22 protein-coding genes are annotated in these 13,664 nt (G+C 67.4%); all 22 read right to left on the bottom strand.

Going from position 1 to position 13,664, the window contains the following annotated elements; translation table 11 throughout:
* Positions 1 to 16: 16 nt before the first annotated feature.
* The 22 genes from rplR to rpsL all read right to left on the bottom strand — a co-directional run bounded on the left by rplR (position 17) and on the right by rpsL (position 13,454).
* Positions 17 to 388 carry a 50S ribosomal protein L18 gene (rplR, locus tag AC4H2G_RS01300; RefSeq protein WP_251153545.1) on the bottom strand — a complete coding sequence of 124 codons (372 nt, stop codon included), beginning with the start codon at positions 386 to 388 and terminating at the stop codon, positions 17 to 19.
* Between the two features lie 2 nt (positions 389 to 390).
* Positions 391 to 927 carry a 50S ribosomal protein L6 gene (rplF, locus tag AC4H2G_RS01295; RefSeq protein ID WP_494363950.1) on the bottom strand — a complete coding sequence of 179 codons (537 nt, stop codon included), beginning with the start codon at positions 925 to 927 and terminating at the stop codon, positions 391 to 393.
* Positions 928 to 946: 19 nt separating this feature from the next.
* Positions 947 to 1,345: a 30S ribosomal protein S8 gene (gene rpsH, locus AC4H2G_RS01290; protein ID WP_494363949.1), complete on the bottom strand. Its 399-nt coding sequence runs from the start codon at positions 1,343 to 1,345 to the stop codon at positions 947 to 949.
* A gap of 82 nt (positions 1,346 to 1,427) precedes the next feature.
* The gene (locus tag AC4H2G_RS01285; protein WP_012867931.1) at positions 1,428 to 1,613 is read right to left on the bottom strand and encodes a type Z 30S ribosomal protein S14; all 186 of its coding nucleotides are present in this window, start codon (positions 1,611 to 1,613) and stop codon (positions 1,428 to 1,430) included.
* Position 1,614: 1 nt separating this feature from the next.
* The gene (gene rplE / locus AC4H2G_RS01280; RefSeq protein ID WP_251153542.1) at positions 1,615 to 2,184 is read right to left on the bottom strand and encodes a 50S ribosomal protein L5; all 570 of its coding nucleotides are present in this window, start codon (positions 2,182 to 2,184) and stop codon (positions 1,615 to 1,617) included.
* A complete protein-coding gene (rplX, locus tag AC4H2G_RS01275) occupies positions 2,184 to 2,525 on the bottom strand; it encodes a 50S ribosomal protein L24 (RefSeq protein ID WP_251153541.1) in 342 nt (113 codons plus the stop codon). The genes rplE and rplX overlap by 1 nt, the downstream gene beginning before the upstream one ends.
* A 2-nt stretch (positions 2,526 to 2,527) precedes the next feature.
* The gene (gene rplN / locus AC4H2G_RS01270; protein ID WP_079572436.1) at positions 2,528 to 2,896 is read right to left on the bottom strand and encodes a 50S ribosomal protein L14; all 369 of its coding nucleotides are present in this window, start codon (positions 2,894 to 2,896) and stop codon (positions 2,528 to 2,530) included.
* Positions 2,897 to 3,111: 215 nt separating this feature from the next.
* Positions 3,112 to 3,414 (bottom strand): 30S ribosomal protein S17, encoded by a 303-nt coding sequence (rpsQ, locus tag AC4H2G_RS01265; protein ID WP_251153540.1) that lies wholly within the window; start codon positions 3,412 to 3,414, stop codon positions 3,112 to 3,114.
* 11 nt (positions 3,415 to 3,425) lie between these two features.
* Positions 3,426 to 3,662, bottom strand: coding sequence for a 50S ribosomal protein L29 (gene rpmC, locus AC4H2G_RS01260; RefSeq protein ID WP_069386375.1), 237 nt, complete (start codon positions 3,660 to 3,662; stop codon positions 3,426 to 3,428).
* A complete protein-coding gene (gene rplP, locus AC4H2G_RS01255) occupies positions 3,662 to 4,081 on the bottom strand; it encodes a 50S ribosomal protein L16 (protein WP_069386374.1) in 420 nt (139 codons plus the stop codon). Before rplP ends, rpmC begins: the two co-directional genes overlap by 1 nt.
* A 3-nt stretch (positions 4,082 to 4,084) precedes the next feature.
* On the bottom strand, positions 4,085 to 4,939 hold the full coding sequence (gene rpsC / locus AC4H2G_RS01250; protein WP_494363948.1) for a 30S ribosomal protein S3: 855 nt from the start codon (positions 4,937 to 4,939) through the stop codon (positions 4,085 to 4,087).
* Positions 4,939 to 5,310 carry a 50S ribosomal protein L22 gene (gene rplV / locus AC4H2G_RS01245; RefSeq protein ID WP_251153538.1) on the bottom strand — a complete coding sequence of 124 codons (372 nt, stop codon included), beginning with the start codon at positions 5,308 to 5,310 and terminating at the stop codon, positions 4,939 to 4,941. The genes rpsC and rplV overlap by 1 nt, the downstream gene beginning before the upstream one ends.
* A 67-nt stretch (positions 5,311 to 5,377) precedes the next feature.
* On the bottom strand, positions 5,378 to 5,659 hold the full coding sequence (rpsS, locus tag AC4H2G_RS01240) for a 30S ribosomal protein S19 (protein ID WP_012867940.1): 282 nt from the start codon (positions 5,657 to 5,659) through the stop codon (positions 5,378 to 5,380).
* Positions 5,660 to 5,674: 15 nt separating this feature from the next.
* Positions 5,675 to 6,511 (bottom strand): 50S ribosomal protein L2, encoded by an 837-nt coding sequence (gene rplB, locus AC4H2G_RS01235; RefSeq protein ID WP_191612722.1) that lies wholly within the window; start codon positions 6,509 to 6,511, stop codon positions 5,675 to 5,677.
* Positions 6,512 to 6,542: 31 nt separating this feature from the next.
* Complete coding sequence (gene rplW, locus AC4H2G_RS01230) at positions 6,543 to 6,833, bottom strand: 50S ribosomal protein L23 (RefSeq protein ID WP_251153537.1); 291 nt, start codon at positions 6,831 to 6,833, stop codon at positions 6,543 to 6,545.
* Positions 6,830 to 7,543: a 50S ribosomal protein L4 gene (rplD, locus tag AC4H2G_RS01225; protein ID WP_494363947.1), complete on the bottom strand. Its 714-nt coding sequence runs from the start codon at positions 7,541 to 7,543 to the stop codon at positions 6,830 to 6,832. The genes rplW and rplD overlap by 4 nt, the downstream gene beginning before the upstream one ends.
* Before the next feature lie 7 nt (positions 7,544 to 7,550).
* Positions 7,551 to 8,213, bottom strand: coding sequence for a 50S ribosomal protein L3 (gene rplC / locus AC4H2G_RS01220; protein WP_494363946.1), 663 nt, complete (start codon positions 8,211 to 8,213; stop codon positions 7,551 to 7,553).
* A 14-nt stretch (positions 8,214 to 8,227) separates the two neighbouring features.
* Positions 8,228 to 8,536: a 30S ribosomal protein S10 gene (gene rpsJ, locus AC4H2G_RS01215; RefSeq protein ID WP_012867945.1), complete on the bottom strand. Its 309-nt coding sequence runs from the start codon at positions 8,534 to 8,536 to the stop codon at positions 8,228 to 8,230.
* A gap of 527 nt (positions 8,537 to 9,063) precedes the next feature.
* On the bottom strand, positions 9,064 to 10,260 hold the full coding sequence (tuf, locus tag AC4H2G_RS01210; protein ID WP_494363945.1) for an elongation factor Tu: 1,197 nt from the start codon (positions 10,258 to 10,260) through the stop codon (positions 9,064 to 9,066).
* Positions 10,261 to 10,391: 131 nt separating this feature from the next.
* Positions 10,392 to 12,494: an elongation factor G gene (gene fusA, locus AC4H2G_RS01205; RefSeq protein WP_494363944.1), complete on the bottom strand. Its 2,103-nt coding sequence runs from the start codon at positions 12,492 to 12,494 to the stop codon at positions 10,392 to 10,394.
* 115 nt (positions 12,495 to 12,609) lie between these two features.
* The gene (gene rpsG / locus AC4H2G_RS01200) at positions 12,610 to 13,080 is read right to left on the bottom strand and encodes a 30S ribosomal protein S7 (RefSeq protein ID WP_251153532.1); all 471 of its coding nucleotides are present in this window, start codon (positions 13,078 to 13,080) and stop codon (positions 12,610 to 12,612) included.
* Positions 13,080 to 13,454 (bottom strand): 30S ribosomal protein S12, encoded by a 375-nt coding sequence (gene rpsL / locus AC4H2G_RS01195; protein WP_021479869.1) that lies wholly within the window; start codon positions 13,452 to 13,454, stop codon positions 13,080 to 13,082. The genes rpsG and rpsL overlap by 1 nt, the downstream gene beginning before the upstream one ends.
* Between the last annotated feature and the right edge of the window lie 210 nt (positions 13,455 to 13,664).

Genomic DNA, 13,664 nt, shown 5'->3' with positions numbered 1-13,664 from the left:
CGGATGGTCGGCGTCGTCACAGGGCCAGACCGCCCTCGCGTGCGCCGTCGGCGACCGCAGCGACCCGACCGTGGTACTTGTTGCCACCGCGGTCGAACACGACGGAGTCGACGCCCTTGGCCTTCGCACGCTCGGCGACGAGCTCGCCGACCTTGCGGGCCTTGGCGCTCTTGTCGCCGTCGAGCGCACGCAGGTCCGCCTCGAGGGAGGAGGCCGACGCGAGGGTCTGACCGATCGTGTCGTCCACGACCTGGGCCGTGATGTGGCGCGTGGAGCGCGTGACCACGAGGCGCGGACGAGCGTCGGTCCCCTTGATCTTCTTGCGCAGGCGCAGGTGGCGGCGCTGACGCGCGACTGCCTTGCCCTTGCCGAGAACCTTGAGAGCCATCGTTACTTACCAGCCTTTCCGACCTTGCGGCGGACGACCTCGCCGGCGTAACGCACACCCTTGCCCTTGTACGGCTCGGGCTTGCGGATCTTGCGGATGTTCGCAGCGACCTCGCCGACCTGCTGCTTGTCGATGCCCGACACCGAGAACTTGGTGGGGCTCTCGACGGCGAACGTGATGCCCGCGGGCGGGGTCACGACGACCGGGTGGCTGAACCCGAGGGCGAACTCGAGGTCCGATCCCTTCGCGGACACGCGGTACCCGGTACCGACGATCTCGAGCTTCTTGACGTAGCCCTGCGTGACACCCTCGACGATGTTCGCCAGGAGGGTGCGCGTGAGGCCGTGCAGCGCGCGGGATGCGCGCTCGTCGTCCGGGCGCGACACCACGAGCGTGGCGTCCTCCTGGGCGACCTGGATGGGGGTGGGCACGGTGTGCTCGAGAGAACCCTTGGGGCCCTTCACGGTCACGAGCGCACCGCTGATGGTGACGTCCACTCCGGCCGGGACCGGAACGGGGATCTTGCCGATTCGAGACATGGCGTATCTCCTTTCCGGATTACCAGACGTAGGCGAGGACTTCTCCGCCCACGCCCTTCGTGGAGGCCTGCTTGTCGGTGAGGAGGCCGGAGGACGTGGACAGGATCGCCACGCCGAGGCCGCCGAGCACCTTGGGCAGGTTGGTGGACTTCGCGTACACGCGGAGCCCGGGCTTCGACACGCGGCGCACACCGGCAAGGCTGCGCTCACGGTTCGGGCCGAACTTGAGCTGGATGGTGAGGCTCTGCCCCACCTTCGCGTCCTCGACGCTCCAGCCGGCGATGTAGCCCTCGGCCTGGAGGATCTCGGCAATGTGCGACTTCAGCTTCGAGAACGGCATGGTGACCGTGTCGTGGTAAGCCGAGTTCGCGTTCCGCAGACGCGTCAGCATGTCTGCGATCGGATCGGTCATCGTCATTGGGCTCTAGCCCTTCCTCGGCGTGGTATCCCGGCGGGCGCGCACCGTGCGGTGCGTCCCGCCAGGACCTACGACGTAGTTGTTACCAGCTGCTCTTGGTGACGCCCGGAAGCTCACCACGGTGGGCCATCTCGCGCACGCAGATGCGGCACAGGCCGAACTTGCGGTACACGGAGTGCGGACGACCGCACTTCTGGCACCGGGTGTAGGCGCGGACCGCGAACTTGGGCTTGGCGGCCGCCTTGTTGACCAGGGCCTTCTTCGCCATGTCAGTTCTCCTTGAAAGGCATGCCGAGACGGCGCAGCAGGGAGCGGCCCTCGTCGTCGGTCGTCGCCGTGGTCACGATCGTGATGTCCATACCGCGGACACGGTCGATCTTGTCCTGGTCGATCTCGTGGAACATCGACTGCTCCGTGAGGCCGAACGTGTAGTTGCCGTGCCCGTCGAACTGCTTGGGCGACAGGCCGCGGAAGTCGCGGATGCGCGGCAGGGCGATCGACAGCAGACGGTCGAGGAACTCCCACATCCGGTCGCCGCGCAGCGTGACGTGCGCACCGATCGGCATGCCCTCGCGCAGCTTGAACTGCGCGATGGACTTGCGGGCCTTCGTGACCTGCGGCTTCTGGCCGGTGATCGCGGAGAGGTCGCGGATGGCGCCCTCGATGAGCTTCGAGTCCTTGGCGGCGTCACCGACACCCATGTTCACGACGATCTTCGTGACACGGGCGACCTGGTTGACGTTGCCGTGGCCGAACTCCTCGCGCAGACCGGCGACGATCTCGTCGCGGTAGCGCTGCTTGAGGCGCGGGACCTCGGGGGCTGCGATATCGGTGCTCATCAGATGTCCTTACCGGAGCGCTTGGCGACACGGACACGAACCGTCCGCTTGCGGCCGTCACGCTCGACCTCTTCGGTGCGGTACCCGACGCGGGTGCCCTTCTTGGTCTCCGGGTCGACGACCATCACGTTGCTGATGTGGATCGGCGCCTCGACGGTCTCGATGCCACCGGTCCGCGTGCCGCGCTGCGACTGGCCGACCTTGGTGTGCTTCGTGACGCGCTGCACGCCCTCGACGACCAGACGGTCGCTGTCCTTGAGGACCTCGAGCACACGACCCTGCTTGCCGCGGTCCTTGCCCGCGATGACGACCACGAGGTCGCCCTTCTTGATCTTCGCCATGGTCAGAGCACCTCCGGAGCCAGCGAGATGATCTTCATGAAGCGCTTGTCGCGCAGCTCACGACCGACCGGGCCGAAGATGCGCGTACCGCGCGGCTCGCCGTCGTTCTTGAGGATCACGGCCGCGTTCTCGTCGAACTTGATGTAGGAACCGTCGGGACGACGGCGCTCCTTGGCGGTCCGGACGATGACCGCCTTGACGACGTCGCCCTTCTTCACGTTGCCGCCCGGGATCGCGTCCTTGACGGTTGCGACGATGGTGTCGCCGATTCCGGCGTAGCGACGGCCCGAGCCACCGAGAACGCGGATGCAGAGAATCTCCTTGGCACCCGTGTTGTCGGCGACACGAAGTCGCGACTCCTGCTGGATCATGTCATGTACTCCTGTCGTCGAGCCGGTTCTCACCGCGACCGCGGTCGGGGCGAGCCTTGCCGAACGGATAGCTGTCAGTGCCGGGTCCCTCGCGGGTGAACCGGCCAGGTCGCGGCGGGGGACCCGCCGCTCCTGTCCTCACTGGTTGCCGCACCGCGAGGCGCGGCACGAGATCGGTCGTGGCGGACGGCGCTGGCCGCCCGCCACGGCCGGTACTACTTGGCCTTCTCGAGGATCTCCACCAGGCGCCACCGCTTGGTCGCGGACAGCGGGCGGGTCTCCATGATCAGGACGAGGTCGCCGACGCCGGCAGAGTTCTGCTCGTCGTGCGCCTTGACCTTGCTCGTGCGACGGATGACCTTGCCGTAGAGCGGGTGCTTGACCCGGTCCTCGACCTCGACCACGACGGTCTTGTCCATCTTGTCGCTGACGACGTAGCCGCGGCGGGTCTTGCGGTATGCGCGCGCCTCCTCGGCGCTCGCCTCCTCGACCGGGGCGTTCGTTGCGTTCTCGCTCATTCCAGCCTCACTCACTCGGCGCTCGGTGCAGTACGGATACCGAGCTCGCGCTCACGCAGGATCGTGTAGATCCGCGCGATGTCGCGACGGACGGCCTTGAGGCGTCCGTGGCTCTCCAGCTGGCCGGTGGCCGACTGGAAACGGAGGTTGAAGAGCTCCTCCTTGGCCTTCTTCAGCTCGGCGACGAGCTTCTCGTCGTCGAAGGCATCCAGGTCCGTGGGGGCGAGCCCCTTCGTTCCGACAGCCATCAGTTGCCACCACCCTCGCGCACCACGAAACGGCACTTCATCGGGAGCTTGTGGATCGCGCGGCGCATGGCCTCACGAGCCAGGGGCTCCGGGACACCGGCCAGCTCGAAGACGATGCGGCCGGGCTTGACGTTGGCGACCCACCACTCGGGCGAGCCCTTGCCGGAACCCATGCGGGTCTCGGCGGGCTTCTTGGTCAGGGGACGGTCCGGGTAGATGTTGATCCAGACCTTTCCGCCACGCTTGATGTGGCGGGTCATCGCGATACGAGCAGCCTCGATCTGACGGTTCGTGACGTACGCCGGCTCGAGAGCCTGGATGCCGTACTCACCGAAGGAGATCTGCGTGCCACCCTTGGCCGCGCCGGAGCGCGACGGGTGGTGCTGCTTGCGGTGCTTGAGCCTGCGGGGGATCAGCATGACTCAGGCCTCCGTTCCGGTCTCAGGGGCCTGCTGAGCGGGCTCCGTGGCCGGGGCCTGCTCGGCGGCCGGCGCCTCGGGAGCTGCGCTCCGCTCGGCCGAACGCTCGGGACGACGCCCACCACGGCGGTCCGCGCCGCGGTCGCCGCCACGCTCGCCGCGCGGGCCGCCACGGCCCTGGCGAGGAGCAGCGGTCGCCTGCTGGGCGGCCCACTCCTTCTCGGTCATGTCGCCCTTGTAGATCCACACCTTCACGCCGATACGGCCGAACGTGGTGCGGGCCTCGAAGAAGCCGTAGTCGATGTTCGCGCGCAGCGTGTGCAGCGGCACACGACCCTCGCGGTAGAACTCCGACCGGCTCATCTCCGCGCCGCCGAGGCGGCCGGAGACCTGGACGCGGATGCCCTTCGCGCCGGCACGCTGCGCGGACTGGATGCCCTTGCGCATGGCACGACGGAACGAGACACGGCTCGCGAGCTGCTCCGCGATCCCCTGGGCCACGAGCTGGGAGTCGATCTCAGCGTTCTTGACCTCGAGGATGTTGAGCTGCACCTGCTTGCCGGTGAGCTTCTCCAGCTCGCCGCGGATGCGGTCGGCCTCGGCGCCACGGCGACCGATGACGATGCCCGGGCGCGCCGTGTGGATGTCCACGCGGACACGGTCACGGGTGCGCTCGATCTCGACCTTGGAGATGCCTGCGCGCTCGAGACCGGTGCTCATGAGCTTGCGGATCTGGACGTCCTCGCGGACGTAGTCGCGGTACCGCTGTCCGGGCTTGGTGCTGTCGGCGAACCAGCGCGACCGGTGGTCGGTGGTGATGCCGAGGCGGTACCCGTGCGGGTGAACCTTCTGTCCCACTATCGGGCACTTCCCTTCGTGTTCTCGCGCGGAGCGATCACCACGGTGATGTGGCTGGTGCGCTTGAGGATGCGGTTCGCACGGCCCTGGGCGCGCGGGCGGAATCGCTTGAGGGTCGGGCCCTCGTCGACGAACGCCTCACGCACGACGAGCTCCTGCTCGTCGAACGCGACGCTCGCACGGTCCGCCTTCACCCGGGCGTTGGCGATCGCGCTCTCCACGACCTTGCGGACGGGCTCGCTCGCCGCCTGCGGTGCGAACTTCAGCACCGCGACGGCCTCGGAGGCCTGCTTGCCACGGATGAGGTCCACGACGCGCCGGGCCTTCTGGGGCGTGACACGGACGAACCGCGCCTGCGCCTTGGCTTCCATTGCTGTCCTGCCTTCTTGTGTGTTGACCGTCATTCGACAATCCAGTCGTCACCCTGACCCTCGCGGGTCAGCGGCGACGACCCTTCTTGTCGTCCTTCACGTGGCCGCGGAAGGTCCGCGTGGGAGCGAACTCGCCGAGCTTGTGGCCGACCATCGACTCGGTGACGAACACCGGGGTGTGCTTGCGACCGTCGTGCACGGCGAAGGTGTGACCGAGGAAGTCGGGCGTGATGACCGACCGGCGGGACCAGGTCTTGATGACGTTCTTGGTCCCCTTCTCGTTCTGCACGTCCACCTTCTTCTGGAGGTGGCCGTCGACGAAGGGGCCCTTCTTCAGGCTACGAGGCATGTTTCCAGGCTCCTATCAGCGCTTCTTGCCGGTACGTCGACGACGCACGATCAGCTTGTCGCTCGGCTTGTTCGGGCGGCGGGTACGACCCTCCGGCTGGCCCCAGGGGCTCACCGGGTGGCGTCCACCGGAGGTCTTGCCCTCACCACCACCGTGCGGGTGGTCGATCGGGTTCATCGCGACACCGCGGACGGTCGGGCGCTTGCCCTTCCAGCGCATGCGGCCGGCCTTGCCCCAGTTGATGTTCGACTGCTCGGCGTTGCCCACCTCGCCGACCGTCGCGCGGCAGCGCAGGTCGACGTTGCGGATCTCGCCGGAGGGCATGCGCAGCTGCGCGTACGGGCCGTCCTTGGCGACGAGCTGGACCGACGCGCCGGCCGAACGGGCGATCTTCGCGCCGCCACCGGGCTTGAGCTCGATGGCGTGGATGACCGTACCGGTCGGGATGTTGCGCAGCGGCAGGTTGTTGCCGGGCTTGATGTCCGCACCGGCGCCGTTCTCGATGACGTCGCCCTGCTTGAGCTTGCTCGGCGCGATGATGTAGCGCTTCTCGCCGTCCGCGTAGTGCAGGAGCGCGATGCGCGCCGTGCGGTTGGGGTCGTACTCGATGTGAGCGACCTTCGCGGGCACGCCGTCCTTGTCGTGACGACGGAAGTCGATCACGCGGTACGCGCGCTTGTGGCCACCACCCTTGTGACGGGTGGTGATGCGGCCGGAGCTGTTGCGACCGCCGCTCTTGGAGAGCGGGCGGACCAGAGACTTCTCCGGCTGCGAGCGCGTGATCTCGGCGAAGTCGGCGACGCTCGAGCCGCGGCGGCCGGGCGTCGTCGGCTTGTACTTACGGATTCCCATGGGGATCTGTCCTCAATCTGCTCTCGTCGGCTCAGCCGAAGATGTCGATCGTGCCCTCACGGAGGGTGACGATCGCACGCTTGGTGTCCTTGCGCTTGCCCAGGCCGAAACGCGTGCGACGCGTCTTGCCCTTGCGGTTGATCGTGTTCACCGACGCAACCTTGACGGAGAAGATCTGCTCGATGGCGATCTTGATCTCTGTCTTGTTGGCCCGCGGGTCCACGACGAACGTGTACTTGCCCTCGTCGAGGAGGCCGTAGCTCTTCTCGGAGACGACGGGCGAGAGGATCACGTCGCGGGGGTCCTTGGTCACGGTGGTCACTTCGCAGCCTCCTCGGCAGCAGTCTCGTCCGCCTCGGTGGAGGTGGCGACGGCCTTCGCGGAGCGGCCCGTGGACGGGCCGGCCAGGAACGCGTCGAGCGCGCCCTGCGTGAAGACGACGTCGTCGGAGACGAGCACGTCGTAGGTGTTGAGCTGGTCGGCCACCAGGAGGTGGACCTGCTCGACGTTCCGCAGCGACTTGACCGTCAGCTCGTCACCACGCTCGGTGACGACGAGGACGTGCTTGCGCTCGGAGAGCTTCGCGAGCGTCGCGAGGGCTGTCCTGGTCGACGGAGCACCGTCGACGCCGAAGCCCGTCACGACGTGGACGCGGCCGTTGCGGGCCCGGTCCGAGAGGGCACCGCGGAGCGCGGCGACCTTCATCTTCTTCGGGGTGCGCTGGTCGTAGGAGCGCGGCGTCGGCCCGTGGACCGTGCCACCTCCCGCGAACTGCGGCGCGCGGATCGAGCCCTGGCGGGCGCGGCCGGTGCCCTTCTGCTTGTAGGGCTTGCGACCACCACCGCGGACCTCGCCGCGGCTCTTGGTGTCGTGGGTGCCCTGGCGCGCGGCGGCACGCTGGGCGACGACGACCTGGTGGATCAGCGGGACGTTCGTCACGACGTCGAACACCTCGGCGGGGAGCTCGGCGGTCCCGGCCTTCTTGCCGCTCGCGTCGAGGACCTCAACGGTCAGCGCGTTCTGCGTTGCCATCGGTTGTTCACGCTCCCTTCGCGGCGCTACGGACGAGGACGACGCCACCCTTGGGGCCGGGAACCGCGCCCTTGACGAGCAGCAGACCCTTCTCGGCGTCGACCGCGTGCACGGTCAGGTTCTGGGTGGTCTGGCGGTCGTGGCCCATACGACCCGCCATGCGCAGTCCCTTGAAGACGCGCGACGGGGTCGAGGCGCCACCGATCGAACCAGCCTTGCGGTGGTTGCGGTGCGCACCGTGGGAGGCGCCGACGCCGGAGAAGCCGTGTCGCTTCATCACACCGGCGGTGCCCTTGCCCTTGGTCGTCCCGGAGACGTCGACCACGGCGCCGGCCTCGAAGGCCTCCGCGGTGATCTCCTGGCCGAGCGTGTACTCGGCCGCGTCGGACGTCCGGATCTCGGCGACGTGACGGCGCGGCGTGACGCCGGCCTTCTCGAAGTGGCCCTTGAGGGGCTTCGTCACCTTGCGGGGGTCGATCTGGCCGTAGGCCAGCTGCACGGCGGCATACCCGTCGACGTCAGCGGTACGGACCTGCGTGACGACGTTCGTGCCGACCGCGACGACAGTCACCGGAACGAGGCGCCCGGCCTCGTCCCAGAGCTGGGTCATCCCGAGCTTGGTCCCGAGCACGGCCGTGACCGCTCGGGTGTTCTGCTGGGGGGTAGTCATGATGTCCTCCAGCCTCAGAGCTTGATCTCGATGTTCACGTCGGCAGGCAGGTCGAGACGCATGAGCGAGTCGACGGCCTTCGGCGTGGGGTCGATGATGTCGATCAGCCGCTTGTGCGTGCGCATCTCGAAGTGCTCGCGGCTGTCCTTGTACTTGTGAGGCGACCGGATGACGCAGAAGACGTTCTTCTCCGTCGGCAGCGGCACCGGACCCACGACCGTTGCACCAGCGCGCGTCACCGTGTCGACGATCTTGCGCGCCGAGCTGTCGATGACCTCGTGGTCGTAGGACTTGAGCCGGATGCGGATCTTCTGTCCCGCCATGGCGTCGTCTGACTCTCTCTCTCGAACCGCTAGCTGTCCGACCCCCGCGCTCGGGCGTGTCGCGTATTCACGACGCACCTGGGCGCACGCGCCGAGAGGCGCAGGGCCGTTGGATATGTGAGTCCACCGCGCACCGTGCTCACGCACGACGCCGCAGCATCGGACCACAACGTTTGTCGAGCCTGGTCGGAACGTGTGTTCCGCGGGGTGCTCGATCCATGTCGACAGAGAGCTCAACCCGCGAATCCGGGCTGATTCCACCCGGGATCCGTCCTCGCTGTGCGAGGACCGGTTCAACACACTGTTCGACACGTGAAAGAGCGCGCCCGTTGCAGGCAACCTGAACAGTTTGCCACACGAACCCGCCTACGTCCAAACCGGGGTGGGCGGGCACTGCTGTGACGCTGCCCGTGACACTGCCCGTGACACTGCCCGTGGCGCTGCCCTCCCCCGCCGGCACGGCACGAGGGCCCGGCACCTCGCGGTGCCGGGCCCTCGTGGCGATGCTGCCGAGGGGCAGCGTCAGATCACTTGAGGATCTTGGTGACGCGGCCCGAGCCCACGGTGCGGCCACCCTCACGGATGGCGAAGCCGAGGCCCTCCTCCATGGCGATCGGCTGGATCAGCGCGACCGTCATCTCGGTGTTGTCGCCGGGCATGACCATCTCGGTGCCCTCGGGCAGCGTGATGACGCCGGTGACGTCGGTGGTGCGGAAGTAGAACTGCGGACGGTAGTTCGAGTAGAACGGGTTGTGACGCCCACCCTCGTCCTTGCCCAGGATGTAGACCTGCGCCTCGAAGTCCGTGTGCGGGGTGATCGAGCCCGGCTTCACGACGACCTGGCCGCGCTCGACGTCCTCGCGCTTGATGCCGCGCAGGAGCAGACCGGTGTTGTCGCCGGCCTGAGCCTGGTCCATCTGCTTGTGGAACGTCTCGATGCCCGTGACCGTGGTCTTCTGGGGGGAGCGGATGCCGACGATCTCGACGTCCGAGTTCACGTCGAGCGTGCCGCGCTCCACCTTGCCGGTGACGACCGTGCCACGACCGGTGATCGTGAAGACGTCCTCGACGGGCATGAGGAACGGCTTGTCGAGCTCGCGGACGGGCTCGGGCACGTTCTCGTCGACGGCCTCCATGAGCTCGACGATCTTGGCGGTCCACTCGGCGTCGCCCTCGAGGGCCTTGAGGCCGGAGACGCGCACGACGGGAGCGTCGTCGCCGTCGTAGCCCTGACCGGAGAGGAGCTCACGCACCTCCATCTCGACGAGCTCGAGGATCTCCTCGTCGTCGACCATGTCGGACTTGTTGAGCGCCACGAGCAGGTAGGGCACGCCGACCTGGCGGGCGAGCAGGACGTGCTCACGCGTCTGGGCCATCGGGCCGTCGGTCGCGGCGACGACCAGGATCGCACCGTCCATCTGGGCGGCACCGGTGATCATGTTCTTGATGTAGTCGGCGTGACCCGGGGCGTCGACGTGCGCGTAGTGGCGCTTCGGCGTCTCGTACTCGATGTGCGCGATGTTGATCGTGATACCGCGCTGCTTCTCCTCGGGAGCCGCGTCGATCTCGTCGAAGTTGCGCTGGACGTTCGCCGGCAGGTCCGGGTACGTGTCCGCGAGCGTCTTCGAGATCGCCGCCGTCAGCGTCGTCTTACCGTGGTCGACATGACCGATGGTGCCGATGTTGACGTGCGGCTTGGTCCGCTCGAACTTGGCCTTAGCCACTGGGGTCCTCCTGGGACTTGGGTAGATGTGCCGAACGTTTGCGAATGTCGACCGAAGGATCCTACATCCACGGGGCGTTGCGGTTGCCTACAGGTTGATGGTTGTGCGGAACTGCTACGACCTGTGGGGTCTCACTCGCCCCGGGTCTTCTTGATGATCTCTTCGGCAACGTTCCGAGGAACCTCGGCGTAGTTGTCGAACTGCATCGAGTACACGGCACGACCCTGGGTCTTCGACCGGAGGTCACCGATGTACCCGAACATCTCTGACAACGGTACGTGGGCCCGGACGACCTTCACACCCGTCGCGTCCTCCATGGACTGGATCATTCCACGACGTGAGTTCAGGTCGCCGATGACGTCGCCCATGTACTCCTCGGGCGTACGCACCTCGACCGCCATCACCGGCTCCAGCAGAACCGGGTCCGCCCGCTTGACGCCCTCCTTGAGGACCATCGAGCCGGCAATCTTGAACGCCATCTCGGACGAGTCGACGTCGTGGTAGGCGCCGTCGATCAGCGTGGCCTTGACGCCCACGAGCGGGAAGCCCGCGAGGACGCCGTGCTGCATCGCCGACTGGATGCCCTGGTCGACGCTCGGGATGTACTCGCGCGGGATGCGACCACCGGTGACGGCGTTGTCGAACTCGTAGAGCTCGCCCTCGGACGTGTCGAGCGGTGCGAAGGTCACCTGGACCTTCGCGAACTGCCCGGAACCACCGGTCTGCTTCTTGTGCGTGTAGTCGATCTTCTCCGCCGTGCGGCGGATCGTCTCGCGGTACGCGACCTGCGGCTTGCCGACGTTCGCCTCGACCTTGAACTCGCGGCGCATGCGGTCGACGAGGATGTCGAGGTGTAGCTCGCCCATGCCGCCGATGACGGTCTGGCCGGTCTCGTCGTCCAGCTTCACGCGGAACGTCGGGTCCTCCTCGGCGAGCTTCTGGATCGCCGTCGAGAGCTTCTCCTGGTCGGCCTTCGTCTTCGGCTCGATCGCGACGTCGATGACCGGCTCGGGGAACGTCATCGACTCGAGGATGACGGGGTTCGCCGGGTCGGTCAGCGTGTCACCCGTCGTGACGTCCTTGAGGCCGATGAACGCGTAGATGTGACCAGCCGTCGCGTCGTCGACCGGGTTCTCCTTGTTGGAGTGCATCTGGAAGAGCTTCCCGATGCGCTCCTTCTTGCCCTTGGTCGAGTTGAGCACCTGGGCGCCCTGCGCGACCTTGCCCGAGTACACCCGGACGTAGGTGAGCTTGCCGAAGAACGGGTGCGTCGCGACCTTGAACGCGAGCGCGGAGAACGGCTCGGTGGCGTCGGGGTGACGCTCGACGACCTTCTCCTCGTCCTTGACGTCGTGGCCCTCGATCGCGGGGACGTCGAGCGGCGACGGCAGGTAGTCGATGACCGCGTCGAGCATGGGCTGGACGCCCTTGTTCTTGAACGCGGAGCCGCACAGGACCGGGAAGGCCGCGCCGGCGATGACGAGCTTGCGGATGCCGGACTTGATCTCGGCGATCGACAGCTCCTCGCCCCCGAGGAACTTCTCGAGCAGCTCGTCGTCCGCCTCGGCGACGGCCTCGACGAGCTCCGCGCGGTACTGCTCGGCCTTCTCCTGGAGGTCCGCGGGGATCTCCTCGGTGTCGTACGCCTCGCCGAGCTTCGTCTCGCCGTGCCAGACGAGCGCCTTCATCTCGAGCAGGTCGACGACGCCGGTGAAGTCGTTCTCGGAGCCGATCGGCAGCTGGATGACCAGCGGCTTCGCCTTGAGGCGGTTCACGATGGTGTCGACCGTGAAGTAGAAGTCCGCGCCGAGCTTGTCCATCTTGTTGACGAAGCAGATGCGCGGGACGTTGTACTTGTCGGCCTGGCGCCACACCGTCTCCGACTGCGGCTCCACACCCTCCTTGCCGTCGAACACCGCGACGGCGCCGTCGAGCACGCGCAGGGAGCGCTCGACCTCGACCGTGAAGTCGACGTGACCCGGGGTGTCGATGATGTTGATCTGGTTGTTCTTCCAGTAGCAGGTCGTCGCGGCCGACGTGATCGTGATGCCGCGCTCCTGCTCCTGCTCCATCCAGTCCATCGTCGACGCGCCGTCGTGCGTCTCACCGATCTTGTAGTTCACACCGGTGTAGAACAGGATGCGCTCGGTGGTCGTGGTCTTCCCGGCATCGATGTGGGCCATGATGCCGATGTTGCGGACCTTGTTCAGGTCGGTGAGCACGTCAAGTGCCACGGTCTGTTTCCCTCGCTAGGTGGGTTGAGTCGGGGGCGCTGCTCGGACCGGGGTGGCCGGCCGGAGACCCGCCGACGGCCCCGGGGACGTGAGTCCACGGGGCCGGTCGGGCGGACTACCAGCGGTAGTGGGCGAAGGCCTTGTTGGACTCCGCCATCTTGTGCATGTCCTCGCGACGCTTGACCGCGGCACCGAGGCCGTTGCTCGCGTCGAGGATCTCGTTCATGAGGCGCTCGGTCATGGTCTTCTCGCGACGGGCGCGCGAGTAGTCCGTGAGCCAGCGCAGCGCGAGGGTCGTGGAACGCGTGGGGCGCACCTCGACGGGGACCTGGTACGTCGCACCGCCGACGCGGCGCGAGCGGACCTCGAGCGCGGGGCGCACGTTCTCGAGCGCGCGCTTGAGGACGACGACCGGGTCGCCGTCGGTCTTCGCCCGGACGCCCTCGAGGGCGCCGTAGACGATCGACTCGGCGGTGGACTTCTTGCCGTCGAGCAGCACCTTGTTGATGAGCTGCGTGACGACGGGCGACCCGTAGACGGGGTCGACGATGAGCGGCCGCTTCGGGGCCGGGCCCTTGCGAGGCATCAGCTCTTCTCCTTCTTGGCGCCGTAGCGGCTGCGGGCCTGCTTGCGGTTCTTCACGCCCTGCGTGTCGAGCGCGCCGCGCACGATCTTGTAGCGCACACCCGGGAGGTCCTTCACACGACCACCGCGGACGAGCACGATGGAGTGCTCCTGCAGGTTGTGGCCGACGCCGGGGATGTAGGCCGTGACCTCGACCTGGGAGGAGAGCTTCACGCGAGCGACCTTGCGCAGCGCGGAGTTCGGCTTCTTCGGGGTGGTGGTGTACACGCGGGTGCACACACCGCGCCGCTGCGGGGAACCCTTGAGGGCGGGAGTCTTGGACTTCCCCACCTTCGAGGTCCGCCCCTTGCGGACGAGCTGCTGGATCGTAGGCACTACGTCTCCGTGTCTTCTCGAGCTGTACCGGGGCTATCCCCGGTGGTGGTCGTGCTGGCTGGTGGAGCCGATCGCACGAGGCACCCGCAGCGCTCGACACGCTGCAGCAGCCACCTACCACCGGCCCGATGGTCCATCTCCTGCCCTGCGGCGCGAGGCGCCACGAGGACCGGATCCGGAATGCCCGGGCACTCACATCGGCCCGTCCGG

The sequence above is a fragment of the Cellulosimicrobium sp. BMG9.23 genome, from assembly GCF_059159985.1.
Note: the sequence above shows the minus strand (reverse complement) of the source record. Positions and strands in the feature narration are given on the sequence as shown.